Source organism: Rhodococcus koreensis, assembly GCF_017068375.1.
Lineage (GTDB): Bacteria > Actinomycetota > Actinomycetes > Mycobacteriales > Mycobacteriaceae > Rhodococcus_F > Rhodococcus_F koreensis.
Map to the genome: position 1 here is coordinate 2,984,488 of NZ_CP070609.1, position 26,305 is coordinate 3,010,792.

Annotated in this window: 22 protein-coding genes; 6 read left to right on the top strand and 16 right to left on the bottom strand. The window is 66.2% G+C overall.

Annotated elements, in window-relative coordinates:
• Window positions 1-20: 20 nt before the first annotated feature.
• Window positions 21-1,022: a LysR family transcriptional regulator gene (locus JWS14_RS13805; RefSeq protein ID WP_095862230.1), complete on the bottom strand. Its 1,002-nt coding sequence runs from the start codon at window positions 1,020-1,022 to the stop codon at window positions 21-23.
• A 119-nt stretch (window positions 1,023-1,141) separates the two neighbouring features.
• Between JWS14_RS13805 and JWS14_RS13810 the strand changes: the two genes are divergently transcribed.
• Window positions 1,142-1,798, top strand: a complete 657-nt coding sequence (locus JWS14_RS13810; protein WP_206013518.1) for a histidine phosphatase family protein — start codon at window positions 1,142-1,144, stop codon at window positions 1,796-1,798.
• Here the strand turns inward: JWS14_RS13810 and JWS14_RS13815 are convergent.
• The 15 genes from JWS14_RS13815 to JWS14_RS13885 all read right to left on the bottom strand — a co-directional run bounded on the left by JWS14_RS13815 (window position 1,785) and on the right by JWS14_RS13885 (window position 20,628).
• Complete coding sequence (locus JWS14_RS13815; RefSeq protein ID WP_206013519.1) at window positions 1,785-4,502, bottom strand: helix-turn-helix transcriptional regulator; 2,718 nt, start codon at window positions 4,500-4,502, stop codon at window positions 1,785-1,787. The two genes, JWS14_RS13810 and JWS14_RS13815, sit on opposite strands and share 14 nt — an antisense overlap.
• Before the next feature lie 5 nt (window positions 4,503-4,507).
• Window positions 4,508-5,725 (bottom strand): cytochrome P450, encoded by a 1,218-nt coding sequence (locus JWS14_RS13820; RefSeq protein WP_241031335.1) that lies wholly within the window; start codon window positions 5,723-5,725, stop codon window positions 4,508-4,510.
• Window positions 5,726-5,735: 10 nt separating this feature from the next.
• The gene (locus JWS14_RS13825; protein ID WP_206013521.1) at window positions 5,736-6,752 is read right to left on the bottom strand and encodes a PDR/VanB family oxidoreductase; all 1,017 of its coding nucleotides are present in this window, start codon (window positions 6,750-6,752) and stop codon (window positions 5,736-5,738) included.
• Window positions 6,753-6,965: 213 nt separating this feature from the next.
• Window positions 6,966-8,195, bottom strand: coding sequence for an acyl-CoA dehydrogenase family protein (locus tag JWS14_RS13830; protein ID WP_095862226.1), 1,230 nt, complete (start codon window positions 8,193-8,195; stop codon window positions 6,966-6,968).
• Entirely contained in the window at window positions 8,196-9,269 is a 1,074-nt protein-coding gene (locus JWS14_RS13835) for a phosphotransferase family protein (protein ID WP_206013522.1), read from the bottom strand.
• A gap of 8 nt (window positions 9,270-9,277) precedes the next feature.
• Window positions 9,278-10,324 (bottom strand): ABC transporter substrate-binding protein, encoded by a 1,047-nt coding sequence (locus tag JWS14_RS13840; RefSeq protein ID WP_072937220.1) that lies wholly within the window; start codon window positions 10,322-10,324, stop codon window positions 9,278-9,280.
• Window positions 10,325-10,468: 144 nt separating this feature from the next.
• Window positions 10,469-11,467, bottom strand: coding sequence for an NADPH:quinone oxidoreductase family protein (locus JWS14_RS13845; protein WP_206016013.1), 999 nt, complete (start codon window positions 11,465-11,467; stop codon window positions 10,469-10,471).
• Between the two features lie 20 nt (window positions 11,468-11,487).
• Entirely contained in the window at window positions 11,488-11,709 is a 222-nt protein-coding gene (locus tag JWS14_RS13850; protein WP_072937218.1) for a biotin/lipoyl-binding carrier protein, read from the bottom strand.
• Window position 11,710: 1 nt separating this feature from the next.
• The gene (locus JWS14_RS13855; RefSeq protein WP_072937217.1) at window positions 11,711-13,087 is read right to left on the bottom strand and encodes an acetyl-CoA carboxylase biotin carboxylase subunit; all 1,377 of its coding nucleotides are present in this window, start codon (window positions 13,085-13,087) and stop codon (window positions 11,711-11,713) included.
• Between the two features lie 10 nt (window positions 13,088-13,097).
• On the bottom strand, window positions 13,098-14,636 hold the full coding sequence (locus tag JWS14_RS13860) for an acyl-CoA carboxylase subunit beta (protein ID WP_072937280.1): 1,539 nt from the start codon (window positions 14,634-14,636) through the stop codon (window positions 13,098-13,100).
• 23 nt (window positions 14,637-14,659) lie between these two features.
• Entirely contained in the window at window positions 14,660-16,879 is a 2,220-nt protein-coding gene (locus JWS14_RS13865) for an acetate--CoA ligase family protein (RefSeq protein ID WP_259375855.1), read from the bottom strand.
• A 161-nt stretch (window positions 16,880-17,040) separates the two neighbouring features.
• The gene (locus JWS14_RS13870) at window positions 17,041-17,943 is read right to left on the bottom strand and encodes a LysR family transcriptional regulator (RefSeq protein ID WP_072937215.1); all 903 of its coding nucleotides are present in this window, start codon (window positions 17,941-17,943) and stop codon (window positions 17,041-17,043) included.
• Window positions 17,944-18,066: 123 nt separating this feature from the next.
• Window positions 18,067-18,882 carry an SDR family NAD(P)-dependent oxidoreductase gene (locus JWS14_RS13875; RefSeq protein WP_206013524.1) on the bottom strand — a complete coding sequence of 272 codons (816 nt, stop codon included), beginning with the start codon at window positions 18,880-18,882 and terminating at the stop codon, window positions 18,067-18,069.
• 4 nt (window positions 18,883-18,886) lie between these two features.
• Window positions 18,887-19,756 carry an ABC transporter permease gene (locus JWS14_RS13880; protein ID WP_072937213.1) on the bottom strand — a complete coding sequence of 290 codons (870 nt, stop codon included), beginning with the start codon at window positions 19,754-19,756 and terminating at the stop codon, window positions 18,887-18,889.
• Window positions 19,757-19,797: 41 nt separating this feature from the next.
• Window positions 19,798-20,628 (bottom strand): SDR family NAD(P)-dependent oxidoreductase, encoded by an 831-nt coding sequence (locus JWS14_RS13885; RefSeq protein ID WP_167372202.1) that lies wholly within the window; start codon window positions 20,626-20,628, stop codon window positions 19,798-19,800.
• Window positions 20,629-21,100: 472 nt separating this feature from the next.
• Between JWS14_RS13885 and JWS14_RS13890 the strand changes: the two genes are divergently transcribed.
• Genes JWS14_RS13890 through JWS14_RS13910 form a run of 5 tightly spaced genes read left to right on the top strand, consistent with a single transcriptional unit; the run spans window position 21,101 to window position 26,225 of the window.
• Complete coding sequence (locus JWS14_RS13890) at window positions 21,101-21,847, top strand: ABC transporter ATP-binding protein (RefSeq protein ID WP_167372201.1); 747 nt, start codon at window positions 21,101-21,103, stop codon at window positions 21,845-21,847.
• Window positions 21,840-22,646, top strand: coding sequence for an alpha/beta fold hydrolase (locus tag JWS14_RS13895; protein ID WP_072937211.1), 807 nt, complete (start codon window positions 21,840-21,842; stop codon window positions 22,644-22,646). The genes JWS14_RS13890 and JWS14_RS13895 overlap by 8 nt, the downstream gene beginning before the upstream one ends.
• A gap of 49 nt (window positions 22,647-22,695) precedes the next feature.
• The gene (locus JWS14_RS13900) at window positions 22,696-24,600 is read left to right on the top strand and encodes a flavin-containing monooxygenase (protein WP_206013525.1); all 1,905 of its coding nucleotides are present in this window, start codon (window positions 22,696-22,698) and stop codon (window positions 24,598-24,600) included.
• A 48-nt stretch (window positions 24,601-24,648) separates the two neighbouring features.
• Entirely contained in the window at window positions 24,649-25,491 is an 843-nt protein-coding gene (locus JWS14_RS13905; RefSeq protein WP_206013526.1) for an alpha/beta fold hydrolase, read from the top strand.
• The gene (locus tag JWS14_RS13910) at window positions 25,491-26,225 is read left to right on the top strand and encodes an SDR family NAD(P)-dependent oxidoreductase (protein ID WP_206013527.1); all 735 of its coding nucleotides are present in this window, start codon (window positions 25,491-25,493) and stop codon (window positions 26,223-26,225) included. Before JWS14_RS13905 ends, JWS14_RS13910 begins: the two co-directional genes overlap by 1 nt.
• Window positions 26,226-26,305 lie beyond the last annotated feature (80 nt).

A 26,305-nucleotide genomic window follows, 5' to 3' on the forward strand; every position in this document is an offset into this window, starting at 1 on the left:
AGGAGAAATACTGCAATTGCCTATGAGTTCGTGGCGCGCGCGTTGTCGTCGCGAATCCGGCGGTCGAACTCGGCCCGCGTCAGCTTTGCGGCCTCCACGAGGGAAACACCGGAGGACATGAGCGCGGCGATGGACGTGGCGAACTCCTCGAACGACGCACGGGCGCAGGCCAGGAACTCCGTGGACGCGTGAGTCATCCGGCCGGGACGGCGGACCACGCCCATGCGGCGGGTGAGCCGCGGCGAGAGTTCACGCACCACCCCGCCGCGCAGCATCGCGTCGAGTCCGCTGCGCAGGGCCACGATCGACACCCCGCCGCCCGCGAGAACGATCGGCAGCACGGCACCACGCTGACGCACCTCAACCGCGACGTCGGGTTCGACGCCGCGCCGCCGTAGCGAGCGATCGATGAAATCTCGCGTCGCCGTGCCCTTTTCGCCCATGACGAAGGGAACACGGGTCAACGCCTCGATCGGCACCGGGTCCGGCCACCGGGCGTCGGTGCCGGGCGGACACACCAGGACGAGCTGCTGATCGATGAGCTCCTCCCCGACGAGGTCCTCGGTCGGGAGGGGCAGCGCGAGAATGCCCAGCTCGCACGCCCCCGACCGGACCAGCGACACGATATCGGCGGTCTCGTCCCGTTCCTCGATGTGGAACCGCACGTCGGGGTACTGCCGGCGGAACTTGGCGACCCACACCGACAGCGGATCCGAGGACAGGTCCGAGAGCGAGGCGATGTCGATCCGGCCGCCGCGCATCGCCCCGACGTCACGCACGGCGTTCTCGGCCGATTCCACCTCCCGCAGGATGCTGCGTGCCGGGCCGACGAGCGCCTCACCGGCAGGCGAGAGCACGAGGCCACGGCCGACGCGATGGAACAACTCGACGCCCAGGTCCTTCTCGAGCTTGCGCACCGCCTGCGACAGCGACGGCTGCGCCACACGTAACTGCGCTGCGGCGCGGGTGACCCCGCCGCAGTCGACTACAGCGAGGAAGTACTCCATCTGCCGCATGTCCATGCTCTGAATCTAGAGGTACCCGCACCGCGGCGGAGGGCCGATAGGGATCTCCCGCGAGTGTGCGGCGACCGGCCGAGAAGGGTATGCCGCCGGTGGCCGGGTGAACTACCGTGCGCCGCATGAGTGTTGTCCTTCTGGTCCGTCACGGACAAGCATCCTTCGGCACCGACGACTACGACCGCCTGTCGCCACGCGGCCGAGAACAGAGTCGCGCCCTCGGCACCGAGCTGAATCGTCGCGGCATCGCTCCCGCCCGCACAGTCACCGGAAACATGAAACGCCAACGAGAGACGGCTCAGGAGGCAAGCACGGCCGCCGCCTGGCACACGACTGACCCCGACATCGATCCGGGTTGGGACGAGTTCGACGCGAGCGACCTACTGGCTGCGAGCGGTGAGCACGATCCGAGGGCGAAGACGGATTCGCGCGCCTTCCAGCGGCTGCTCGAGCGGGCTTCCACACGGTGGTCGTCCGGTGACCACGATGCCGACTACGTCGAGACGTTCGGTGCGTTCACGACCCGGGTCGACGCGTCCCTCGACCGCGTTGCCGAAGGGCTCGAACGCGGACAGACCGGTGTCGTCTTCTCCAGCGCCGGTGCGATCGCCTGGGTGACTGCCCGGCTGCTGGGGGGCGGCTTCCCGCAATGGCTCGCTCTGAACAGAGTCGCGGTCAATTCCGGCGTCACCAAGATCGTGATCGGCTCGTCGGGGACGTCCCTCGTGGCGTTCAACGAGCACGGTCATCTCCCGGACCCCTGGGTCACCTACCGGTGAGACTTTCCGCCCGCTCGTGGGCCACGATCAGCTCGACCCGCGAGTTGTAGCCGGTTTTCTTGTAGAGGCGGGTGAGGTAGGCCTCGACGGTCTTGCTGCTGTAGTGGAGAACCTCGGCGATCTCCCGGTTGCTGAGGCCGTCTCGGACCAGCGTGACGAGTTGACGCTCCACATCGGTGAGAGGTCCGGGTGCCCCCGACTTGTCGGCACGTCTGTCGAGGACGAGACCGCGCGACCGGCCGGCGGCCTCGACCCGCTTCAGCCACAGCGTCGCGTCCATCTTCTTGAACAATGCCCAGGCTGCCTCGAGGTGATCGGCGCCGTCCCGGCCGACGACGCCGAGCGCATGGTGGGCCTGCGCCGCGATGAAGTGCATACCCTGCTCCTCGGCCTCGAGAAGCACTTCACGTGCGCGGTCCACGTCACCGAAGCTGCGGGCATGGCCGATGCCGGATGCCATCCGGGCCTTGGGTGAACCGATGTCCTCCGCAAGGCGGCAGAACTCGTCCGCGACGTGCCGAGCGGCCTCGACCTCTCCCGACGCCAGGTAGCCCTCGACCAGACTCGTGTGGGTGATGGCCCCGACCTCGTTCCAGCCGCGGATTCCCGCTTCCGACCGCAGTCGCTCCAGGACCGGCATGGCGTCCTCGAACCGGGATCTCGACACCTCGACCGACGCCTGCACTGCCTGCCAGATCGCGAAGTCGATCCGGCAGGAGGCCGGCGGCTTCGTCGCTGCCAGCACGGACGCCGCACGCCGGAAATCACCTCGGCCCGTGAGGATCTGCACCTCCACGCCACGTAGGCGAGCCAGAGTGCTGCGCATACCCGAGAACTCGAGATGGACGGCCTCCCGGGCAATCGTCTCGGACGCCGCGGTCCATTCGCCGGCCGTGTACTCGGCGAGCGCGCGAGCGAGTACGGCTTGCCCGCCCAGGTTTCCGAATCCGGCGAGTCCGGCGGCTTCACCCGCCTTCGTCAGCAGCGCGTTCGCGCGACCGGTCGCGCCTGCCGTGGCGGCGTGGTGCGCTGCCGACTCCAACGCACCGGTGCGCGTGCCCACCGGGAGTTCCCGCTCGCCGGTCCCGAGCATTGCGAGCTGGTCGACAGCCTCGAGTGCGTTCGGGAACGTCCCGACGGAGGCTTCGACCTGACCGAGGTACGTGTAGGCGATCACCTGGTCCGCCGGCGTCGACTCACGCACCTGTGACCACGCTGTCGCGGCCAGGACGCGCGCCTGATCCGTGTCACCGAGGCGCGCCGCCATCGCCGCCCGTTGCGCGAGGTAGGGCGTCGGGTCTCTCGCCTGCCCCGCCTCGGCGACCAGTAGGTCTGCAGCACTCTGCGGATCGCCCATCGCGCTGTGGCAGTGCACGATCGTCGCCACGGTGCGGTCGCGGGAACGGCCCGCCTCGAGAAGTCCGAGCGCTTTTCTGCCGGCTTCGATGGCCAGGGCCGGCCGCGCACCCTTCCAGTACGCCGCGGACTGCCTGCGGAGTATCTCGCCGGCGGCGGCGTCCGCGCGTGGCAGCAGATCGAGCGCCCGGCCGTACCATCGGGCAGCCGCGCGCGGCGACGTGCGCAGCGCTCGATCGGCGGCACGCAACGCCACCGTGACCGCGACCATGTCGCCGCGCGCCGCGCCCTCGGTGGCGTGCCGGGCGCGCTCGAGGGCCGGCATGCCCAGCTCGCTGTCGGTGCCCTCGATCCGCGTAGCAATCGCAGCATGGACGCGGCGGCGCTCGGCCGGACCGATCTCGCCATAGAGCAGCTCACCGATCAGTGGGTGGCCGAATTCGTACCACCCGGACCCCGTTGCCACCAGCGCGCCGCTCGAGACCAGTGAGTCGAAGGCGGCCCGGACCTCGCCCAGCGACCTCTCGGCCAGTTCGGCGAGGAGCGGAAGGTAGTCCAGATCCACCCGTCCGAACACCGCGACCAGACGACCCAGTGCGCGGACGGCGTGGTCCCGGGGAAACAGCCGGTGGAGCAACGCCGCAGGGCGCGGGAACTGGGGCGGGGAATCATCGACCAGGTAGCCGATTCCCTGTTCGATGCGGAGTGCGCCCGCAGTGTGCAACGCGTTCACCGTTTCTCGGACCAGCAGCGCGTTCCCCCGCGTCCGCTCGGAAAGGTAGCCGGTCAGTCGCTCGTCGGGCACGGCGTCGAGGACCGACTCGACCAGTCCGCCGAGGGCCCGCCCCTCGACTGGCCGAACCTCGAGAACCGTCCGCGCCTGTTCGCTCACGAGGGGGCCGATCGTCGCGAAGAGACGTTCGCCGGTCATCCACGGCCGAGTCCGCGAGGCGAAGATCACGAGGAGCGGGCGGCCCGCCAGATGCCGAGCGGCGAGGGTCACGGCGACGAGACTGTCTTCGTCCGCCAGGTGCGCGTCGTCCACGACCACGACCACGGGCGACGAATCCGTCATCGACTGCAACAGCGCCGTCACACCACTCGGATCGCTCGACACCGTGCTGTGGCCGAGGACTCCCACGAGGGTGCGCAACGTCGCGTACGGGATGTCGTGGTCGTACTCGTGCGCCGCGGCGTACAAGCACGTCCATCCACGCCTGCGGGCCGCGTCGAGCGTGCACCGGAGGAGGTGTGTCTTGCCGGTGCCGGCCTCACCGTGGATCAGGTACGTCGAACCGGCACCGGCACTCAATCGTTCTAGGGCGCAGTCGAACACGAACTCGTTCACAACATCTAGGCGAGGCTCAGCCGAAGCGGCATGGCCTTCCATCCTCGCAGCGTGTTGTTGTGATAGCGACGTACGGGTGCCGCAAGTTCGATGCACGTCACACGGGTCACGAGAACCTCGAGCAGGCACTCGGCCTGCAGACGCGCCGCGTGCTGGCCCACGCACTGGTGGATCCCCATCCCGAAGGCCACGTGCCCCGAGGGATCTCGCGAGAGGTCGAACCGATCAGGGTTGTCCCACCGGCGCGGGTCACGATTCGCAGCGGCGTAGCACAGCAGCACCCTCGTCTCGGCCGGTATGACGGTCCCGGAGATCTCGACGTCGGCCGACGTCTTGCGGAACAGCATCTGGACCGGCGACTCCCAGCGCAGCGCTTCGTCGAAGGCGACTCGGGCGAGGTTGGGGTTCTGTCGAAGAGCCGCCCACTGATCGGGATGTGTGGCGAATCCATAGAGCATCGCGGAGAGACCGTAGACGGTCGTGTCGACACCTGCCGACAACAGCGAACGCGTGAGGAGCGGCGCCAGTTCGTGCATGATGTCGCCGCGGTCGGCGGCCGCCCAGATCTCGCTGCCGAATCCTTCGGGTTTCAGGGACTCCCGGGCACACTTCGCAGTGGCCCATTCCGCCAGTGCCTCGCTCCGGCCTTCCCCCTGCAGGACCCGTTCGTTCCGCGGCCCCAGGGCATTGAAGATGTGATCTGCGTAGGGAACGAGATTCTCCCGCTGCTCCTCGTCGATGCCGGACGCGTCGGGAAAGAAGTTCACCGGAAACACGGCCGCGATGTCGTTGTATCCGTCGATCTCGATCGCGTCCCCGGCAGCCGTGCCGCCGAGCAGGTTGTCGATCAGCGTCTCGGCCTGCCGTGTGCAGGCGTCCTTCATCGCACGTAATGCTCGTGCGGACAGAATCGACTGCAGCACCTCGCGGGGTGCGTCGTGCTCGGGCGGATCGGTCTGAAGTAGTCCCCGGGCCCGCCACGGCTCGTTCAGGCCGACTCCGGAACCGGAGGTCATGCCCTGCCAGTTCGAGAGCGCGCTGTGGACTTCGTCGTAACGCCCGACGGCGTGGACGTTGTACCGGGGCAGGAAGACGACAGGCCCGGATTCACGCAGTCGCTCCTGGAACGGCAGCGGGTTCTCGAGGGTCTCCGACGAGAAGGGGTCGTCGTCGAGGGACGGGGCTGTCGAGCCCTGCCGTCCGGTGGTATCCGTAATCGACACTGTCAGCCTCCTATAGATCCAGCACGAGTCGTTCGGTGATCGAACGTGACACACAGACGAACATCCGGTCTCCCTTGGCGCGCTCCGCATCACTCAGGAGTGAATCCCGATGATCGGGAACACCGCCCACGACACCGACTTCACATGTGCCGCAGACTCCCTCGTTGCACGAGGACAACACCGGGATGCCGGCGGCGTCCAGGGCCTCGAGAACGGTCTGTTCGGTACCGACGGTGACGGTCCTGCCGGAGTGGGACAGTTCGATCGTGAAGGGTTCGGTGCGGACCGGTGGCGGCTGGGAAGGCGCCACGAACCGCTCGAACCGGACGGCCCACCAGGGCCAGTTCGTGGTGGCGGATTCGACCGCCGCCAGCAGGGGCTCGGGTCCGCAGCAGTAGACCTTGGCCCCCTCCGTCGGCTTGTCGAGGAAGTCGAGCGGCAGATGACCCGATTCGTCCTGCGGCCACACCGTGACGCGGTCTCCGTATCGAGCCAGTTCCCCGAGGAAGGCCATGGAGCGACGCGACCGACCGCCGTAGAGCAGGTGCCAGTCGATTCCCAGCTTCTCGGCTGCGGCGATCATCGTCATGATCGGGGTGATCCCGATGCCGCCGGCGATGAATTCGTATCGGCTCGCCTGAGCGAGACCGAAGTTGTTCCGCGGGGTGCCGACACTGAGCATGTCCCCGACGGCCAGATTCTCGTGAATGAACTGCGATCCGCCCTGGGAGTTCGGCTCCCGCAACACGGCGACCTCGTAGGCGGAGGCATCCCACCGGTCGCCGCACAACGAATATTGCCGCACCTGGGAACCACCGTCCGCGGTCGGCATGACCAGGTCGATGTGCGCGCCGGGCGTCCAATGCGGGAGCCGCCCACCGGACGGCTCCTCGAGCCGCAGTTTCACGACGCCGTCTGCCACGACGTCCTTCCGCGCGACCTCGAGCGTCTGGTTTCCGGGTCGCCGCGTGACCGGCGATGCGGGCGAGGACGAGTCGACACCATGCTGAGCAAGATGATTTGGCACGTCATGATCATGCGCGGGTCCTGCTGGTGAGATCAATGTCTCACTCACTATCAAGGCGATAGCCACAGTCGCCTGCCGAACGGGCCCTACACACGACAGTGTCCCCCTCACCTGGGTTACAGGTCAGGGGGACACGGGTGGGACGTCACGGCGAAACCGACTCGCTTCGTGGGCGAGCGGGCCGAACGAACTCAGCAGAGGCCGACCGAGGGGTCAGGCACTGCGTCGTGCGGCCTGGCGGCGAAGTTCATTGCGCGCCAGCGCGTTCTTGTGCACCTCGTCGGGTCCGTCCGCGAACCGCAGCGTGCGGACATACGCGGCTGCCGGAGCGAGGAAGAAGTCCTGTGAGAGTCCGCCGGCGCCGTGGACCTGGATTGCCTTGTCGATGATCCATTCGACGGTCGACGGAGTGGCGATCTTGATTGCCTGGATCTCGGTGTGTGCGCCCTTGTTGCCCACCGTGTCCATCAGCCAGGCCGTCTTGAGGACCAGCAGGCGCAACTGCTCGAGACGGACCCGCGATTCGGCGATCCAGTCGCGAATCACGCCCTGTTGGCTGAGTGGCTTGCCGAACGCCACGCGTTCGTCGGCCCGCTCACACATGAGCTTGATCGCCCGCTCCGCAATACCGATGGCGCGCATGCAGTGATGGATCCGGCCGGGTCCCAGCCTGGCCTGGGCGATCCCGAAGCCGTCGCCCTCGTTGCCGATGAGATTGGCAACCGGAACCCGCACGTCGGTGAACTCGATCTCGGCATGTCCACCGCTGTGATGGTCGTCGTACCCCAGGACCTTCATCGCGCGCGTGATGTGGACGCCGGGGGTGTCCCGCGGTACCAGGATCATGCTCTGCTGGCGATGCCTGTCGGCCGACGGATCCGTCTTGCCCATCACGATCAGGATCTTGGCGTTGGGATTCATCGCACCGCTGATGTACCACTTGCGGCCGTTGATCACGTAGTCGCCGCCGTCCCGAACGATACTGGTGGAGATGTTGGTGGCGTCCGAGGACGCGACGTCGGGCTCGGTCATGGCGAAGGCCGAACGGATCTCGGCCTCGAGCAACGGGGTGAGCCACTCCTTCTTCTGCTGCTCGGTGCCGAACATCGACAGCAGTTCCATGTTGCCGGTGTCCGGTGCCGAACAGTTCAGCGCGGCGGGAGCGAGGAGCTTGCTGCGGCCGGTGATCTCGGCGAGCGGCGCGTACTGCACGTTCGTCAGCCCGGCACCCTCGGCCCCGGGGAGGAAGAGGTTCCACAGCCCACGGCTGCGTGCCTCCGCTCTCAGCTTCTGCAGGATGGGAGACTCCGACCACGCGAAGCGGTCCTCGAGGCCGTCCAGCTCGTCCAGGTACGCCGCCTCGGCCGGGTAGACGTGCCCGTACATGAAATCGACGAGTTCCTTGCGCAACCCGTCGGTCCGGGCGTCTGTCGAGAATTCCATCTACTTGTGCTCCTTCAGTGAGTCGAGCCCGAGTTCGAGCAGCAACGGCACAGTGCTGCCACTGTCCTCGAAACCCGCACCCACGGTTTGACGATTGATGTGTCGATACCGGACGCCCTCGGAGATCGCGGCGAGCTTGAAGCAGGCCAGACCGAGGTGGAAGCCGAATCCCTCCAGTTCGCGACCGCTCTCGGCTTCGTAGTGTTCGATGATCTGTTGCTCGGTGAGGTATCCGGGTGCCAGCGTCGCGTCGTACTTGGCCGGTTCCGTCGTATCCCGTTCGGACACGAGCTTCGCTCGCCGCTGATAGGTGAGCATCAAGGCCAGGTCCAGAAGCGGGTCACCCAGCGTCGCCAGCTCCCAGTCGATGACCGCGGCAGGCATGTCGTCGGCGCCGACGAGCACGTTGTCCAAGCGGAAATCACCGTGGACGATGCCCGCGGCCGACGTCGTGGGGACGGCCGCGACGAGTGCCGTGTAGAGCTCGTCGGCGCCGGGGAGATCGCGGGTGTAGGACGCGTCCAGCTGCGTCTTCCAGCGTTTCACCTGCCGTCCCAGGAAGCCCTCGGGGCGACCGAAGTCGGTCAGGCCCACGTCTCGCGGTTCTACCCGGTGCAGCTTTGCGAGTGTGCGTACCAGCTCGACGGAGATGGCTCGGGTTCGAGCGGCACCGAGTGGCCTGAGCTCGTCCGCGTACCGATAGGGCACGCCCTCGATCCGCTCCATGAGGTAGAAGTCGGTGCCGAGAACGTCCTTGTCGTCGCAGTAGGCGATCATCGCCGGCACGGGGACGTCGGTGGTTCGAAGTGCGCCGGCCATTCGGTACTCCCGGCGCATGTCGTGAGCCGTCGCCATGACCTCGCCCAGTGGCGCACGACGCACGATCCACTGGTTTTCACCGTCGGAGAGGTCGTAGGTCAGATTCGATTTCCCACCCTCGATCAGCCGGGCCGACAGTTCCCCTGCCACCAGGCCCGGTCGCTCCCCGGCCAGCCAGCCGGTGATTCGATCGAGATCCAGCCCGGGCGGGGATTGGGGACGCGTCGGGGCGGCACCTGTCTGTGTGTTCTCCATGTGCGACCTCACGCCCGTGCGAAGGCGGGGACTATCTGCTCGTAGCTGATAGCGCCTTCCTTCGCGTTTCCGAAGCGGACGGCAAGGTCGATCATGTGGTCGACCTGATCCCTGGGCGCCTTGAACATCGGTTGCAATTTCGGCGCCACATCCTGCGCGTAGTGCTCGATGTAGGCCTTGGCGATTTCGGGTGCGTTGCCGTCGAAGGTGCCGGAGTTCAGGATTTCCGCCGCTTCGTCCTTGTGGGAGAGCATCCATTCGCTGCCCTCCGACTGTGCTCGAAGCCAGTTCTTCAGCACGTCCTCGTGCTCCTGGGCAAAACTTTCGCTGGTGGAAATGCAGACCACGGCCTGGTTGCGCAACGTCTCGGGCATCGACGGCCTGCCGAAGTCGAGCAGCACCGATCCGCCGGTCTCCCGGGCGATGAACAGCCCCGAGCTCCATTGGACCGAGACGTAGCCGTCGAGTCGCCCGGCTTTCATGTTCGGGATCGCCGAGGCAGACGGGCCGACCGCCAGATGGGTGACGTCGGAGGATTGCATACCGGCCAGCTCCAGAGCGAGGTCCAGTTGCAGGTCACCGCCCGCGCCGATGGCGCTCACCCCGATCGACTTGCCTTTCAGCGACTGCATCTTCTCTTCGAAGGTCGCGTCTTCGCCGGGCCAATTGCCGTTCGGGCCGACGACGATCCCGTAGGTGGTGGACACGTTCTTCAGACCGATGATGACCGGACGCTTGCCCTGTGTGCTGTTGGCGTGGGCACCCATCAGCAGCAGGGTGTCGGAGCTGTAGCCGTTGACAGCGCCTGCGGAGACGAGCTGCAGCGCCTGCACACCGCTCTGCGGGGTGATGAACTTCGGAACGTTGAGGTTGTTCCTGGCGAAGTCGTTGTTGGCGAGATTCACCGCATCGAGGAGGAAGGTGTCACCCGGAAACGACCCGATGGTGAACTTGGCGGCCTGGCCCGAGGCACCCGCGCCCAGTCCACCCCCGCAGGCCGCCAGCAACGAGGTGGCGCCGACCGCCGCCGTGCCGAGACCGAGATACTTCAACATCGACCTTCTCGAGATGTTGCTGTCCAATGCCCGCAGTTCTCCGAAGGGCGAGTCACCTTGCTTCGACCCAAACATTCGTACTCCTAGTGATTAGTGCATGCCTGGTGGCCTGACGATGTGCTGCCCCCGGTTTCCGCAAACTGGCTACCGGCCGATCCCGGTGTGCTCCATCACCACTCGGCCGACGGTCTTTCCGTCCCCCAGGCTCTGCAGGGCCGCAGGCACCCCGTCCATCGAGACCCGTTGACTGACGAAGGGATCGATGGCTCCGGAGTCAGCCAGCGTGCACAGTTCCCGGTGGCATCGATCGACCGCGCCGGGATTCTTCGTGTTGTAGAGCCCCCAGTGAATCCCCAGGATCGAGTAGTTCTTGACCAGCGCGTGGTTGAGCGCCGCGGTCTGGATCTCGCCGCCCGCGAAGCCGACGACCAGAATCCGCCCCTCGAACGCAATGCATTTGGTCGAACGGTGGTAGACGTCGCCTCCCACCGGGTCGTAGATGACGTCGGCGCCTCTGCCTTCGGTGAATTCCTTGACGACCCCGACGAAGTCCTCCTGCCGGCGGTCGACGACGACATCGGCACCGAGCTGCCTGGCGTAGGCGGCCTTCTCCTCGCCGCCCACGACACCGACGACCCGGGCACCGGCGGCCTTGCCGAGCTGGATGGCCGCGCTGCCGACACCGCCGGCGGCCGCGTGAACCAGGAGGGTCTCCCCCTCTCGAATCCTGGCCAGCCGATGGAGTCCGAACCAGCCGGTCTGATACCCGATGAACAGGCAGGAGGCCTGCGCGTCGTCGAGTGAGGCCGGCGCCGGATGGGTCGTGCTCTGGTCCATCAAGGCGTACTCGGCGAATCCGCCGTAGGGAAGAGTGGTCAGGCCCAGAACACGGTCGCCTACCGCTGCCCGTACGACGTCCGGCCCGACCGCGACGACCTCGCCGCAGACTTCACGTCCGGGGGTGAAGGGCAGGTCGGGGCGCACCTGGTACTTGCCACGGCACATCAGCACGTCCGGGAAATTGGCTGCGCCCGCCAGGACACGCACGAGGACCTGCCCTGCACCAGGTTCGGGAACATCACCTTCGACGAGTTGCACGACGTCGATCGGCTCGCCGAGCTGGGTGACCGACCAGGATTTCATGCGTTGGGGAATCGATGTGCTCATGCTGTCTCGAATTCGACGAGGGGCTGACCGGACGCGACGCTGTCACCCTCGGCGACGTGGACTGCCACGATCGTGCCTGCATCTTCGGCGAGGATCGGGATCTCCATCTTCATGGCTTCGAGGATCATCAACGTCGCCTCCTCCTCCACTCGGTCACCCGGTGCGACGAGGATCTTCCACACGTTGGCACCCATATCCGACTCGATCGTCTCTGACATCTCACGCACTCCTTCTGGCCAAGTTCTTTTGTCTCTGTTGGATCTTCTCGACCACACCGGTGTCGTAACGCCCGCTCGTGAATTCTTCCGAGCCGAGCACGTGTTCGAGGAAAGGCTTGTTGGTGACGAGCCCCTCGATCACGAACTCCCTGCAGGCCGCGAGGGCGCGGGCGTGCGCCTCCTCACGGGTCGCGCCGAACGCGCAGACCTTGGCCAGCAACGAGTCGAAGTGCGGCGTCACCTCGGTGCCCGCCGTGTAGCCCGAGTCGACCCGGATACCGGGCCCGGTCGGCTCCTGCCACACGTCGATCGGCCCCGGGCGCGGGAAGAACCTCTTGGGGTCTTCCGCGCAGATCCGCAACTCGATCGCGTGACCGCGCGAAACGGGGGCGAAACCCGGTGTGGTGGTGCCCGACTCCGCGATGCTCAACTGCTGCTCGACCAGATCGACACCGTGAGTGAGTTCGGTGATCGGGTGCTCGACCTGGATGCGGGTGTTCATCTCGAGGAACACGAAGTCGCCGGTGACGGCGTCGAGCAGGAATTCCACCGTACCTGCATTCCGATAGCCCACGGCCTGGGCGGCCGCAATCGAACTCTCGACGAGGCGCTCTCGCAGGGCCGGATCCAGGTGCGGGGCCGGGCTCTCCTCGATCAGCTTCTGGTGACGCCGTTGCGTCGAGCAATCCCGTTCTCCCAGAGCGACGATCGAACCGTCCTCCAGACCCAGGATCTGGATCTCGACGTGCCGCGCGGACGACACGTACCGTTCGACGAAGACCCGATCGGAACCGAAGCTCCGCGCCGCCATCGACTTGGTGTTCTCGAACGCCTTGCGCAGGCCTTCTTCGTCGTGAGCAACGGCCATGCCGATTCCGCCGCCGCCGGCGGATGCCTTGACCATCACCGGATATCCGAGACGTTCGGCCTCCGCGACGGCTTCGTCGCCCGTTTCGAGCGCCGCGCCGACGTCACCGCTGATCGGCACACCGGCAGCAGCCACGACCCGGCGCGACTCGACCTTGTCACCCATCACCTCGATGACCTCGGCGCTCGGGCCGACCCACGTCAGTCCGGACTGGGCCACCAGTCGGGCGAAGTCGGCGTTCTCGGCCAGGAATCCGTAGCCCGGATGCACGGCGGTCGCACCGGCTTGCTGTGCGATTCGCACGATCTGAGCGCCGTCGAGGTACGCCTGCACCGGCGTGTCGCCCTCGAGCTGAACGGCGTGGTCGGCCTCACCGATGTAGGGCAGGTCCGCATCGACCTTGTGGTAGACGGCGACGGTGCGGACACCGAGCTTGCCGGCGGTCGCGATGATCCGCCGGGCGATCTCGCCGCGATTCGCGACCAGCAGGCAATCTGGAAATGAGTTCATCACATCGTCCTCAGTAACTCGTCGGCCAGGCGCGCAGCAGGTGCTCGCCGATGCCGTTGGTCCGGGCTCGGTAGTGGTCTTTCAGCGCGCCGAGGATGAAGTCACGGGTCTCGGCGGGATCGATGACCTGTTCGACGCCGAAGACGCGTGCGACGTCGTACGCGGTAGTCCCCTTCGCCATCTCGGCGAGGCGCTGCGCATAGAGCTCGGGGTCGGACTCCGCGTCGACTCCGTGGACGACCGACACCGCCGACGTGGGATCCATGAAGCTCACCTCCGTCGACCACCAGCCTGCAGTCGTGTCGGCGGTCAGTCCGCCACCCATGTTGATGTAGGCCTGGCCGTAGTTCTTGCGAAGCGTGACAGCGATCTTCGGCACGGTCACCAAGGACAAGGCGTTCATCCAGTTGATGACCTTGCCTGCGATCTTGTTCCGCTCGGCTTCCAATCCGATCAGGAATCCCGGCTGGTCGACGAGGAACACGACGGGAATGTTGTAGGAGTCGCAGAGAACCAGGAAGCTGGTCGCCTTGTCACACGCCGGACCGTCGAGCGCCCCGCCCTTGAACATCGGGTTGTTGGCGATGATGCCGACGCTCTGTCCACCGATCCGGACCAGCGAGGTGTCCAGGCTCTTGCCGTAACGGGCCTTGATCGGGAACACCGAACCGGTGTCGGCGACGATCTCGATGACCTTGCGTACGTCGTAGGTCTGGGTGCGGGCCTGGGGAACGATGTCGTTGAGTTCGGCGGCACGCTCACCCGATCCACTCGGGATCGGCGCGACCGGCGGTGTCTCACCGTTGTGCGAAGGCAGGTACGAGAGGAACCGGCGGATCAGTTCGATCGCTTCCTCGTCGGTGTCGGCGACGGCATCGGCGTAGCCGGTGACCTCCGCATGAACCTTCCAGCCTCCGAGCTCCTGGGCGTCGACTTGCTGACCGGTGGCGCGGCTGACCAGTCCGGGGCTCGACACCGCCAGGACACTCCCCTTGCGGAAGACCGCGAAGTCGGCGGACACGGTGTGCCACGCGGCCGATCCGAAGCAGTATCCGAATGCGGCCGATGCCCAGGGACTTTCGCGCTGCCGGAGGAACCGCTTCTTGCTGTTGGCGGCGCCCATTCCGGTCCCGCCCATCGCGTCCGGCATCCGGACCCCGGTGGACTCCGACAGGTAGACGAGCGGCATCCCGACCTGAACGACGAGTTCCTTGAAATGGGACATCTTCTTGTTGCTCACCGGACTGCTCGACGACCCCTTGACGGTGAAGTCGTAGGCGATGACGGCTGCGCGCCGGCCGTCGACCTCGCCGGTTCCGGTCACCTTGCCGTCCGCGGGAGTTTTGTCGCGATCGGCGTCGACGGCCGAGGTCGTGAACAACCCGCTTTCCCGGAAGGTTCCGGGGTCGAGCATCAACGCAATCCTCTCGCGGGCGTTGAGTTTGCCCTCGGCGCGCCGCTGCTCCAGCTTCTTCGGGCCACCCATCGCCAGCGCGGCTGCGCGGCGTTCTTCGTGCTCCTGCTCGCGGCTGAGCGTGGGTTCAGCCATCACTGTGTCCTGTGACATCTCTACTACCTTCCGTCTGCGTCGCGTGACGCCTGGTATGTCCGCTGTCCCTGCTCGAGAACCGCCCGTGCGGCGAGGGCCGCGTCCTCGAAGGCCGGAAAGACCGGGATTCCGCGTGTGCGGGCGCGGTGCGCGTACGTCGTGATCAATGCCTCCGTGTCTGCGCTGCCGTCGGTCTTGAGCACGAGAAGTTGGTGGGTGTTCGACGTGGCTTCGTCGCGGGCGCTTGCGATCGAGTCGATGACGGTGCCGGTCACGTCGCCGTGGGTTTCACCGAGGTTGCGCTGGATGATGCCCACATTGAGGTGGGAGATCAGCACTGCCGGCTCACTGCCGGCGAGCACCACCGCGAGAACGTCCTTCGCGATCGCACCGTTCTTGACGGCGAGCGTCCCCGCGGGCACGTCGATCGGGTTGCGCAGTCCGTTGCCCGGCGGCAGGCCCAGGCCGTCCAGTTCCTCGACCACGGAATCGGCGAGCGGCGGTGTGGCCAATCCCTGCCGCTCGAGTGCGTCGGCGCCGAGGACGCTCGCGCCGCCGCCGTTGCCGAACAGAACGGCATCGCGACCGTTCGGCTTGACCGTGAGGTCGAGTGTGGACAGGGCGTGCAGGGCCGTCGCGAAGTCCTCGAGTGAATCGACGAGTGTCATTCCGGCCTGCCGCGCGATCGCGGGCCACAGTCGGTGATTTCCCGCGAGGGCACCGGTGTGGCTGGTCGCCGCCCGCGAGCCTTCGCTGGTTCGGCCACCGGCGAGAAGCACTACCGGCTTGCGCATTTCGGCCCGGGTCAGCACGTCGAGCACCTCGCGTGCCGCCGCCAGCGACTCGAGGTACAGGCCGATGACACGGACCTCGTCGTTCCGTAGGGCGGATTCGACGAGCTCTGCAGCGGTGACGTCTGCGCCGTTCCCGATGCTGACCACGCTGTGAAAGTCGATGCCGCGCAACGATCCGACGCGCAGGATGTCGACACTCAGCCCGCCGCTCTGCGAGACCACAGCCGTCGATCCCGGCGTCAGAGGTGCTTCGGGCACGAACGAGAGTCGACCGGCCGAGGCGTGCGTGCCCAGGCAGTTCGGGCCGATCAGCCGAATGCCCGCATCGCGGACGGTCTGGACCAGGGTCGCCTCGAGATCTTTTCCTTCCTCGACCTCACCGAAGCCGCTGGAGATCACCTGGGCAAACCGAACTCGGCCGGCGCCTCGGCTCAGCGCCTCGCTGACACGGGTCGCAGGCAGCGCCACGAACGCGTAGTCGATCGGTTGATCGACCTCGGCCAGCGACCGCACCGTGGGAAGTCCTTCGATGCTGTCCGCGGTCGGGTGGATCGGCACGATGGTGCCGTCGAAGCCGCCGCTCAGAATGTTCCGGATGAACCGGTTCGCGAGATTCGGCCGCTGACCGCTCGCGCCGAGGACGGCGATCCTGCGCGGATGGAACAGCGGCGTGAAATCGGTGGCCCGGCCGTCATCACGGTCGCCGGGTGCGGATCCGGTGTCTTCCACCGGACCGACGACGAAACGCGCGTCCACGGCCACTGCGCGTGTTCCGGACACGATGACCGGGTTCAGGTCGATCTCGATCACGTCGTCCGGCAGCGACTGCAGCAGACCGTTCGGCCCGGCGAGCCGCGAGATCAGTGTCACCAAGGCAGGAATGTCTGCCTTCTCCCCACCACGGGCTCCGTCGAGCACCTTCATGCCGCGCAGTTCGTGCAGCATGTCGAGAATCTGTTCGTTCGCGAGCGGCGCGAGACCGAACGCAACATCCTCGAAGACCTCGACCAGTACGCCGCCGAGGCCCACCATCACGGTCCAGCCCAGCCCGGGAGCCCGAACTGCTCCCACGATCACCTCGTGACCGGACGGGACCATTTCCTCGACGAGGAGGCCGTCCAAGCGGTGCCCGGCGGCGGCCAGTTGCTCGCCCATCCGTGCAGCGACCTCGTCGATCTCGTCGCGGCGCACCCCCACCCGCACGCCGCCGGCGTCGGACTTGTGGACGAGCGTGGTCGAGATGGCCTTGACCACCAACGGCTCGCGAATGTCGTCGGAAATCATCTGGCCGACAGCAATTTCGATGCCCCGGGGGGTGTCGATCCCGAAGGCGGAGAGCAGGGATTTACCTTCCGCCTCCGTAAACATCGCCGATTCTCTTTCCCGTGCAACGGAAATGAGTTCGGCGACTGCGTCCCGGGTGCATGGCTGTGCTGTATCGACTGACACCTGAAGTTCCTCACTGAACGTCGGATCCGGCGGCGATCTCGCTCGCTCGGCACGTATTCAGTGTGGTCAGCCGCACAGGGCTTGGGAAGGTCCGCAGCGTTGGCGGGGTGATACGGGTGCGCTATCGGACCGTCGCGACCGTGTCCCGGTCGACGGCGCCGTCAGTAATTCTTGGCAGATTCCCGCAACAACCCCAGGAATGCCTGCACCGCAGACGTCCGCGCTTCGTCATTCCTGACGATCGCGGAGATGCGGGCATGGGCCCACTCGAAGGGAAGGGGCACGAGCGCGACGCCGTTGCCGCTCACCGTCGAGCTGAGAAGTGTGTTCGCCATGCAGATCCCGACGCCGGCGCGCACCATGTTCTGCGACGCTTCGGCGTTGTTGGTGGCGTAGACGATCCTGGCTTCGATTCCGTCGAGTAGCTGCTCGAAGGCGGTACGGAGGATGCTGGTCTCCGCCGGGAAGATCAGCGGCTCGCCCTCCAGGTCGGCGGCCTCGAAGCCGTCCTTGCTGGCGAGGCGATGATTCTCCGGGACCGCCAGCACCAGCCGGCCGGAGATCAAGTCGACGTGGTGCAGCAGAGCCTGCTCCGCCGGAATCAGATCGATTCCGGCCAGACGCGTCACCAGGCCCACGTCGAAATGGCCGCTGAGGACGCCGCGGCTCACCATTCTCGACGGACCTTCCTCCACCTCGAAACGCACATTGGGAAAGTCGCTCAACAGGCGCTTGACCACCCCGGGAAGGATCGTCTGAGATCCCGCGGGCACCGTGCCCAGGCGGACGGTGCCGAGTTTCAGGCCGCCGATGGCGCTGGCCTCCTCGCGCATCAGGTGTTCGGCCTGAACGGCGGCGACCACGTGCGGCAGGATCCGTTCGGCCGCGTACGTCGGTCGTACTCCCTTGGCACCGCGAACCACGAGCACGACGCCGAGGTCCTCCTCGAGCCGCTGCACCTGGTTGGTGATCGTCGGCTGAGAGATGTCGAGTTCCTTGGCGGCTTGACGGAACGATCCGGTCCGAAGCGCTGCTTCCAGATATCGCAACTGCTCGAATCTCATCGGTCTCCCTCGGTGCTGCTATGCGACGTGGCCCACATTACAGCTCGTCGGGGGCTCTCCGAACTCAGCGTCGCCCTGTTCGCAGCACTCGACACGAAACCGCGAGCGGACCGACCCGGCCGGTCAGTTCAGCAGGTCGTCGAGGCCCGTCGAGTCCCGCGACAGAGAGCCGCCCTCGACGGGAATCGTTGTACCCGTGATGTATCCCGCGGCGGGAGAGAGAAGGAACGCGACGGTGGCGGCGATCTCGAAGGGCTGACCGAGTCTCCCGAGCATGGGCCGTCCGGCCAGGATCCGGGAATCGTTCAGGCTTCGCGGGGTCGCGGCAACGCGTGGCGAGAGGAAGAGGCCCGGGGCGACCACGTTGACGCGAACGCCGCGGGGTCCGTGCTCGGCGGCCAACTCCTTGGACCACACTTCGAGTGCCGCCTTGGCGGGGCCGTAGCCGGGTGCCGTTCGACCGCCGTGAGAACCCATCACACTCGAGACGTGGACGATCGCGCCGTGGCTGATCAGCGGGGACAGCCGGCGCGCAGACAGAAAGGCGTGGGCCAGGTTCACCCGGAAGTCCTGATCCCAATCCGCCAGTCCGTAGTCGGCGATCTGCTTGCGATGCATCCGGCCGATGACGTCCACGTAGCCGTTGATCTGTCCGAACTCGGCGATGGCACCGGCCGCCGCGATGTCGATGCCCTCTTCGGTGGTCACGTCCGCGACCACCGACGGCATCCGCAACGAGCCGGCGACGGCGTCGACGTCGTCACCATTGACGTCGACGCACAGAACGCGGCCGCCCAGGGCGACGATCGTCCTGCTGACGTGCTCACCGATCCCGCCGCCTGCGCCGAGGACGACGTAGGAATTGCCGTCCAGCCGGAACAGACTGTGGTGATCGATCGTCTCGGCGAGAAGTGGCTGATCGGGGTCGTCGATCTTCACCGACTCACCTCGTCCACTTGGTGACCAGCTTCTGCAGGCCGGAGATCGAGACGTCCAGGACCATGGACAGCAATCCCATGGCGATCAGGATCGCGAAGGTTTCCGCGACCTGGAAATTGTTGGTCACGACGACGAGGCGCTGCCCCAGGCCGGTGTAGGCGCCGACCATTTCCGACACCACGGCGCCGAGCACCGAGTAGACCGCGCCGAGCCTCAGGCCGCCGACGATGGCAGGCAGAGCCGCGGGAATCTCGATCTTGAAGAAGCGCTGGGTCCGCGTCATGCCCAGCGACTTGGTCAACTGAGCGATGTCGTGGTCGATGCTCTTCATCGCACCCATCGTGCTGGTCATCAGGACGAAGAACACGACGCTGAAGGCGACGAGGGCCTTCGGTCCGAAACCCAGGCCGAACCAGAGGATGAAGATCGGTGCCAGCGCGGGCCGCGGAAGGCTGTTCATCAAGGTCAGGAAAGGTGAGGCAGCGGTGTGGAGGACCTGGACGCGGGCGAAGACGACACCTGCGAGGATGCCGGCGATCGCACCGGTCACCAGCCCTACCATCGCCCCGCTGAACGTCGCCGTCACATCGGTCCAGAAGACGCCGTCGCTCAGCTGGTCGATGAACGCTCGCGCGACATCGAGAGGGGCGGAGATCATCATCGGGTCGACGATCATGTTTCCGGAGACATAGGCCCAGACGGCGACGAAGAGTGCGAGTGCACCCACCCGAAGCGACCAGACGAGGATCTTCTCGTTGCGCCGGGCGCGACGCCGCTCCACGAGGATCGTGTTGTCGATATCCGCCGGTTCGTCGTTGTTCGCGACTCCGCCGATCGACGCGACCGTGCGGGGCGCTTCAGTGATGGATTCCATGCCGGGACCTTCCCTTCGAGTCTTCTGGACAGCTGTGTGGGTCAGGCATCGAGCGGTCCTCGGACGAGCTCGACGTCGGCGGCCGAGGAGGTGTGGGGGCCGCCGGTGACCTGCAGGACGGTTCCCGTGATGAAGCTTGCGGCGTCGGAACACAGGTACAGGCACGCATCGGCGACTTCTTCCGGCCTTCCGACGCGTCCGAGTGCGAGGTAGCGGCCGAACTTCTGCTCGGTTTCGGGAGACGCGAAACGAGACGCCGGCGTCAGAGTGGCGCCGGGTTCGACGCAGTTGACTCGAATGCCACGATCCGCCCATTCCCAGGCCATCGTCTTCGTCAGCGAGGCGAGCCCCGCTTTGGCTGCCGCGTAGGCGCCGCGGAGCGGGTGTGCGTGGTTGGCCGATCCGGATCCGACGTTGATGACGTTTCCGCCGCCCTGACGTTCGAAGACCGGCAGGCATGCGCGGGCCGTGTGGAAGGCCCCGCTGAGATTGGTATCGATCGTCGCGTTCCAGGCATTGACCGACAGGTCCTCGAGGCGCGACGCGAAGTTGCCGCCGGCATTGTTGATCAGGACGTCGATCCTCCCGAACTGTTCGAGAGCGGTCCGGACGAGATCTTCGGCAGTCTTCGGCTCGCGGATGTTGCCGGCGACGAGAGCTGCCTTTCGCCCGAGCGCTTCGACGCTCTCGACTCTTGCCTGGAGCGTTTCGGCGTTGCGCCCGTGCAGGATCAGATCTGCTCCCGCTTCCGCGAACTTGTCGGCGAGCGCCGACCCGATGCCTCCGGAAGCGCCCGTCACTATGACGACCTGGTCCGTGAAGTCGAAAGTGGTCTGACCCACCTTGTTGATGGTGGCGGCTTCTCTGGTCACCTGACGTCCTCCTCGTGATTCGCACCCTGTGTGGGCAGCTTGTGACGCACTGGGAGCCGTTCCCGGCAAGGTGCGTTCGAGTTAGCGTCGTGCCATTCGAGGCCGTGGACAATGACTGAATCGCTATCAAGGCGATAGCCCCCGGGCGGGCCTCTTGTCCTTGACACCGTCGCCGACGTGTTCAACGATTCATAGGCCGATAGGGTGATATTCACCACAGGGTCATGCAGTCCGGATCCACCGCGGATTTTGTGCCGATTCAGCAGATCGTCCGGCACGGGAGGCAGCGATCGGTCGGCCCCGCACACACATCATCGGATTGACGGTGTCCGATTCATCCCTACGGTCAAACAGTGAGAGTGAGAATCTTGTGACTGGTCTAGCTGAAACTCCGACGAGGCCCACTACCGCCAAGGGGGTCTCGGTCGAGTTCGAAAATGTCCGCCACGCGTTCCTCCACGGCAATCGACCGGTGCGCGTGCTGGACGACTTCAACCTCCGCATCGAGCCGTCCGAGTTCGTCAGCATCGTCGGTCCGTCGGGCTGCGGGAAGACCACGGCGCTCGGCATGGTCGGCAACCTCCTGAAGCCGCGCAGTGGAACCGTTCGCATCGACGGCGCGGAGGTGAGGCCAGGCAGCAATGACGCGGCCTTCCTCTTTGCGCGTGATGCGCTCCTTCCGTGGCGACGGGTCCGCAGCAACGTCGAACTCGGCATGGAGGTCCGGGGCGTTCCCAAGGCGGAACGACGCGAGCGCGCCGAGGAATGGCTTCGTCGTGTCCGTCTGCACGAGTTCGCCGACTCGGACGTTCTCCACCTGTCGCAGGGCATGCGCCAGCGCGTTGCGATCGCCCGCACCCTGGTCCAGAGCCCCGGCGTCCTTCTGATGGACGAGCCGTTCGCAGCGTTGGACGCCCAGACCCGCGCAATCCAGCAGGAGGAGTTCCTCCGGCTGTGGGAGGCCGAGCGACCGACGGTCATCTTCGTCACCCACGACCTCGAGGAGGCCATCCTGCTCAGCGACCGCGTCATCCTGATGGCCAGCAGGCCGGGCCGCATGGTGGTCGACATGAAGATCGAGCTCGAGCGGCCGCGACATCAGGAGATGCGCAGGTCCTCCGATCTCTTCAAATCCTATTTCCACGATATGTCCGCCCGGCTTCGGGCCGAAGTCGATCTCGCCGAACAGCGGATGATGGAAGAAAACCAGAATGACTGAAACTCTGCAGACTGCGACTACCGCCGATGGCGCCACCATCGCCTATCAGCAATTCGGCCGAGGGCCACGCCTGATCACGTGCCTGCACTCCCTGGCGTTGGACGGATCCTGGTATGCGCCTTTGGCCGAGGCTCTCGGAGACGACTACCGTCTGCTCGCGCCGGATTTCCGCGGGCACGGCATGACTGCGCGCGGAGGATCTGCCATCACTCTCGGTCTCATTGCCGGGGACGTCGCCGCGATGTGGGACACCGAGAACGTCGAGAGCTCGGTGGTGTTGGGAATCTCCTTGGGAGGCATGGTCGCTCAGGCGGTGTCGGGCAGCTTCCCGAACCGGGTCGACGCGCAGATCCTGATGGCCACCCGAGGCGCCTATGATGAGGAGGCCATTCGCGGAACTTCGGCCCGCGCGGCGGAGGTTCGTGCACCGAACGGCCTCGAGCAAGCCGAGGAGATGACCATGCATCGCTGGTTCGGCGACGCATCGCGAAACGAGGCAGACCCGTTGGTTCGGAAAGCTCGCGAACAGTTCCGGAACGCCGGCGGCAACACCATCGGCGCCTATTTCGACGCCATGACCGAGGTCGGCACGTTTCACACCGATTCACCGCCCCCGACCCTCGTGGTCGGCGGCGACGACGACCGAAGCACCCCTCGTGCCGTGATCGAACAGCTCGCAGCGTCCATCACGGGTGCCGAACTGCGCTTCGCCGAGGGCGGACACCTCGCCGCCTTCGACAACCCCCGCGAAGTCGCCGCCACGGTGCGACCTTTCCTCGAGGGCCTCGACTGCTGGTAGCCACTCGGCCCACGTGCACACTGGTTCCACATACTGCTACGGAGACGACATGGATTTCACGCTCGATCGCGCGATGACAGAGGATGAGCTTCGCGCACACCTCGATTCGGCCCTCACGCCCGCGCTCCTGATGTTGACGGCCCACGTCACGGGTGACGCCGGCGTACTGCGTACGGAATGGAAGCCCAACCGGGCGACGTTGCCTGCCAGTGGACTCGCACCCGAGACCGACGCGGAGATCAGAGCCTTCTGCCTGAAGCGCCTCGCACCGTACCTCTCCTCGCAGCGGGACTGGGCTGCACTGCCCGACGATTCCCTGCGTGAGTCGATGTGCACCTGGTTGATGGACGAGAACATCGAGGACGCCCAGGCTCTGGCCGCGGTGGCCTTCACACCCGACGACAGCGATCCTCGCGGGCCGGAGTGGAATCTCGACGAGATCGCTCCCGACAGCGGCCTGAGTGCCGTGGTGATCGGCGCCGGATTCTCCGGTCTCCTTGCCGGACTTCGACTGAAGCAAGCAGGTGTGCCCTTCACGATCCTCGAGAAGAGCACGAATGTCGGTGGCACGTGGTACGAGAACAGCTACCCGGATTGCCGGACCGACGTCCGCAGCCACATCTACACGTACTCGTTCGTTCCGCACGACTGGGTCACGCACTTCGGCCGCCAGCAGGCCATCCACGAGTACCTGTACAACTTTGCGGCGAAGAACGGCCTCCTGGAGCACATCTCGTTCGGCACCGAAGTGACCGCGACCCGGTGGGACGAGAGCACCAGCACCTGGACGATCGACACCCGCACGTCCGACGGCGTCGTCGGCTCAGCCGAAGCTCAGATCGTCGTCAGCGCTGTGGGACAACTGAACCGGCCGATGATCCCCGCCGTCGACGGCCTCGACACCTTCACCGGCCCGGTAATGCACTCCGCACAATGGGACCACAGCATCGATTTCGCCGGCAAACGCGTCGTCGTGATCGGGACCGGCGCCAGCGCACTGCAATTCGCTCCGGCGGTCGCGAAGGAAGCGGAGCACGTCACGATCTTCCAGAGGAGTGCCCCCTGGTTGCGGTCGACGCCGGTGCTCCGGCAGGAGATCGACCCCGGCGAGCGCCGGCTCCTCACGAATCTGAAGCACTACCGCGCCTACTACCGTTTCTCCATCTTCCTTCCCCGCCTCATCGGCAACCTCCCGGCCGCAACGGTCGATCCGGACTTTCCGCCGACCGAGGTCTCGGTGTCCGCGGCCAACGAGGCCCTTCGTGTCGAGCTGACCGACTATCTCACCGAACAGGCCGGCGACCGACTCGATCTGCTCGAGCAGATCATGCCCGACTACCCGCCCGCCGCGAAGAGAATCATCTGCGACGACGGCACGTGGGTCGCCACCCTCAAGCGGGACAACGTGCGCCTGGTCAGCCAGGCCGTGCAACGGATCGACAAGGACGGTGTCTGGATCGGTGACGAGCACGTCCCCGCCGACATCATCCTGTTCGGAACCGGCTTCAAGGCTTCGGAATTCCTCGTCCCCATGACGGTGACGGGCATCGGCGGACAGGACCTGCACCAAACCTGGGGTATCGACGCCAGCGCCTACCTCGGCATCACGCTGCCCGGCTACCCCAACTTCTTCTGCATGTACGGCCCGAACACCAACACCGTCATCCACGGCAACCTGGTGTTCTTCCTCGAGTGCCAAGCCGCGTACATCATCAGCGCGGTCCAGATGCTGGCCAAGGGCGGCCACCGTTCGATGGCCCTTCGACCGGACGTGTTCACCGAGTACACCGACGAGGTCACCAAGGAGAGCGCCAAGCGCACCTGGGGCTGGTCGAAGACCCACAGCTGGTATCAGAACGCCGCCGGGCGGTCCACCATCATGTGGCCACTCCCGGCCCGGCAGTACTTCGAGCGCACCAGCGCGGTGCACGACGAGGACTACCACATCCACTGACCCGCACGACGTCATCATCCGCATTTTTCATTTTCACCGGAGGCTACTTTGATCACCGAGACGACGGCAGTTGTCGCCAACCTCGAAACCCGCTACCTGACGGGCGGTCCGGAAGACGGCGTCCCCGTCGTGTTCCTGCACGACGGCGCGTGGGGCGGCAGCGCCGACGTGACGTGGGGGCAGGTCCTGCCCCTGGCCGCAGAGAAGTACCGGGTCATCGCCCCGGACTTCCTCGGTTACGGCGGATCCGCCAAGTCCGTTCGCCTGGATGTCTCGCCGTTCGCTTTCCGGATCCGGCACGTCTTCGCCTTGCTCGACCATCTCGGCATCGACGGTCCGGTGCACCTGGTCGGAAATTCGTTCGGTGGATCGGTGGGTCTGCGGGCGCTGGCCGACGGTGACTATCGATCCCGGATCGCCTCGGTCACCACACTCAGTGGCACCGGCGGCCCCTGGAAAGCGCCGGACATGGGCAAGCTGCGCGACTTCGACGGTTCGGTTGCCGGTATCGAGGCGTTCGTCGACCTGCTGTGCGACGACTTCTCCGGCAGGGCCGGACAGGTGGACGCCCGGTACAGGTGGGCCGTCGCGCCCGGTCACTTCGGGTGCATGAGCGCTCCGCATCTGCCGGTACCCGAGGCGTTGCGGACAGAGCGCCCAGCCGATCCCTACCCCGCCACACTTGCCGGTGTTCAGACCCCCGTGCTGCTCCTCGAGTGCTCCGAGGACGTGCTGCTCGAGGCGGGGTGGAGCAAACACCTCCAGGCCGAACTCCAGAATTCCCGCGCCATGGTCCTGCCCTACCGGCACTGCCCGAACGTCACCCATCCGACGGAGACGTGGGCCGTGATCGGCGAGTTCCTCGACAGCTGCACCGGCGGTACGAACTGATGCCGACCCCGGGCGGCAATGCCGCGACCGCGTCCACCGTGGGTTCGCTCGTTCTCACCGGCGGATCGTCCGGAATCGGCGCCGGGTTGGCGGGCGATCTGGCAGGCGAGTGGGACATCACCGTCGTCGATCGGGATCTGCCGGAAACGCCTGCCCCCGGCGTGACGTACCTCCAGGGCGACATCACCACCGACGACGCGGTCGACACGGTTCGCAAGTCCCTGACCGAGAACGGCCGGGCAACGATCGACGGCATCGTCCACTGCGCGGGCATCGGCGCATTCGGCCCCTTCATGGAGATGCCGAAGTCCGAGTGGGAACGGGTGCTTCTGGTCAACCTTCACGGAACACTCAATTTCGTCCAGGGCGTCGCCGACATGGTCGCAGACGGCGGCAGAATCGTCCTGTTCTCGTCCGGGACGGTCTTCAAGGCCCCGGCGAGCGCAGCGGCGTACGCGGCCTCCAAGGCCGGCGTGATCGGCTTTGCCCGCAGCCTCGCCGCGGAACTCGGAGCCAGGAACATCACGGTCAACGTGATCGCCCCCGGTTTGGTGCTGACCCCACTCTCGACGGCGATCGCCGCAGGTGAAGAGGCCAACATCAGCACGCGAGCGATCAAACGACCCGCAACGGTCGAGGACTTCATCGGCCCGACCCGATTCTTCCTCTCCCCCGGCTCCTCCTTCGTCACCGGGCAGACGCTCGTCGTCGACGGAGGTTCGATCCGCCGTTAGGCGGCGCCGCCCGGACCGCCACCGGTCGCCTGCTCGACGGCCGCGTGACCGAATTCCGGATCGTCTCGGTCCGCGGCCCG

Coding starts and splice junctions, on each gene's coding strand:
- JWS14_RS13880 (WP_072937213.1), bottom strand. CDS start 19,756: ATGGAATCCATCACTGAAGCGCCCCGCACGGTCGCGTCGATCGGCGGA.
- JWS14_RS13850 (WP_072937218.1), bottom strand. CDS start 11,709: ATGTCAGAGACGATCGAGTCGGATATGGGTGCCAACGTGTGGAAGATC.
- JWS14_RS13900 (WP_206013525.1), top strand. CDS start 22,696: ATGGATTTCACGCTCGATCGCGCGATGACAGAGGATGAGCTTCGCGCA.
- JWS14_RS13810 (WP_206013518.1), top strand. CDS start 1,142: ATGAGTGTTGTCCTTCTGGTCCGTCACGGACAAGCATCCTTCGGCACC.
- JWS14_RS13860 (WP_072937280.1), bottom strand. CDS start 14,636: ATGGCTGAACCCACGCTCAGCCGCGAGCAGGAGCACGAAGAACGCCGC.
- JWS14_RS13910 (WP_206013527.1), top strand. CDS start 25,491: ATGCCGACCCCGGGCGGCAATGCCGCGACCGCGTCCACCGTGGGTTCG.
- JWS14_RS13805 (WP_095862230.1), bottom strand. CDS start 1,022: ATGGACATGCGGCAGATGGAGTACTTCCTCGCTGTAGTCGACTGCGGC.
- JWS14_RS13835 (WP_206013522.1), bottom strand. CDS start 9,269: ATGGAGAACACACAGACAGGTGCCGCCCCGACGCGTCCCCAATCCCCG.
- JWS14_RS13895 (WP_072937211.1), top strand. CDS start 21,840: ATGACTGAAACTCTGCAGACTGCGACTACCGCCGATGGCGCCACCATC.
- JWS14_RS13830 (WP_095862226.1), bottom strand. CDS start 8,195: ATGGAATTCTCGACAGACGCCCGGACCGACGGGTTGCGCAAGGAACTC.
- JWS14_RS13870 (WP_072937215.1), bottom strand. CDS start 17,943: ATGAGATTCGAGCAGTTGCGATATCTGGAAGCAGCGCTTCGGACCGGA.
- JWS14_RS13855 (WP_072937217.1), bottom strand. CDS start 13,087: ATGAACTCATTTCCAGATTGCCTGCTGGTCGCGAATCGCGGCGAGATC.
- JWS14_RS13845 (WP_206016013.1), bottom strand. CDS start 11,467: ATGAAATCCTGGTCGGTCACCCAGCTCGGCGAGCCGATCGACGTCGTG.
- JWS14_RS13840 (WP_072937220.1), bottom strand. CDS start 10,324: ATGTTGAAGTATCTCGGTCTCGGCACGGCGGCGGTCGGCGCCACCTCG.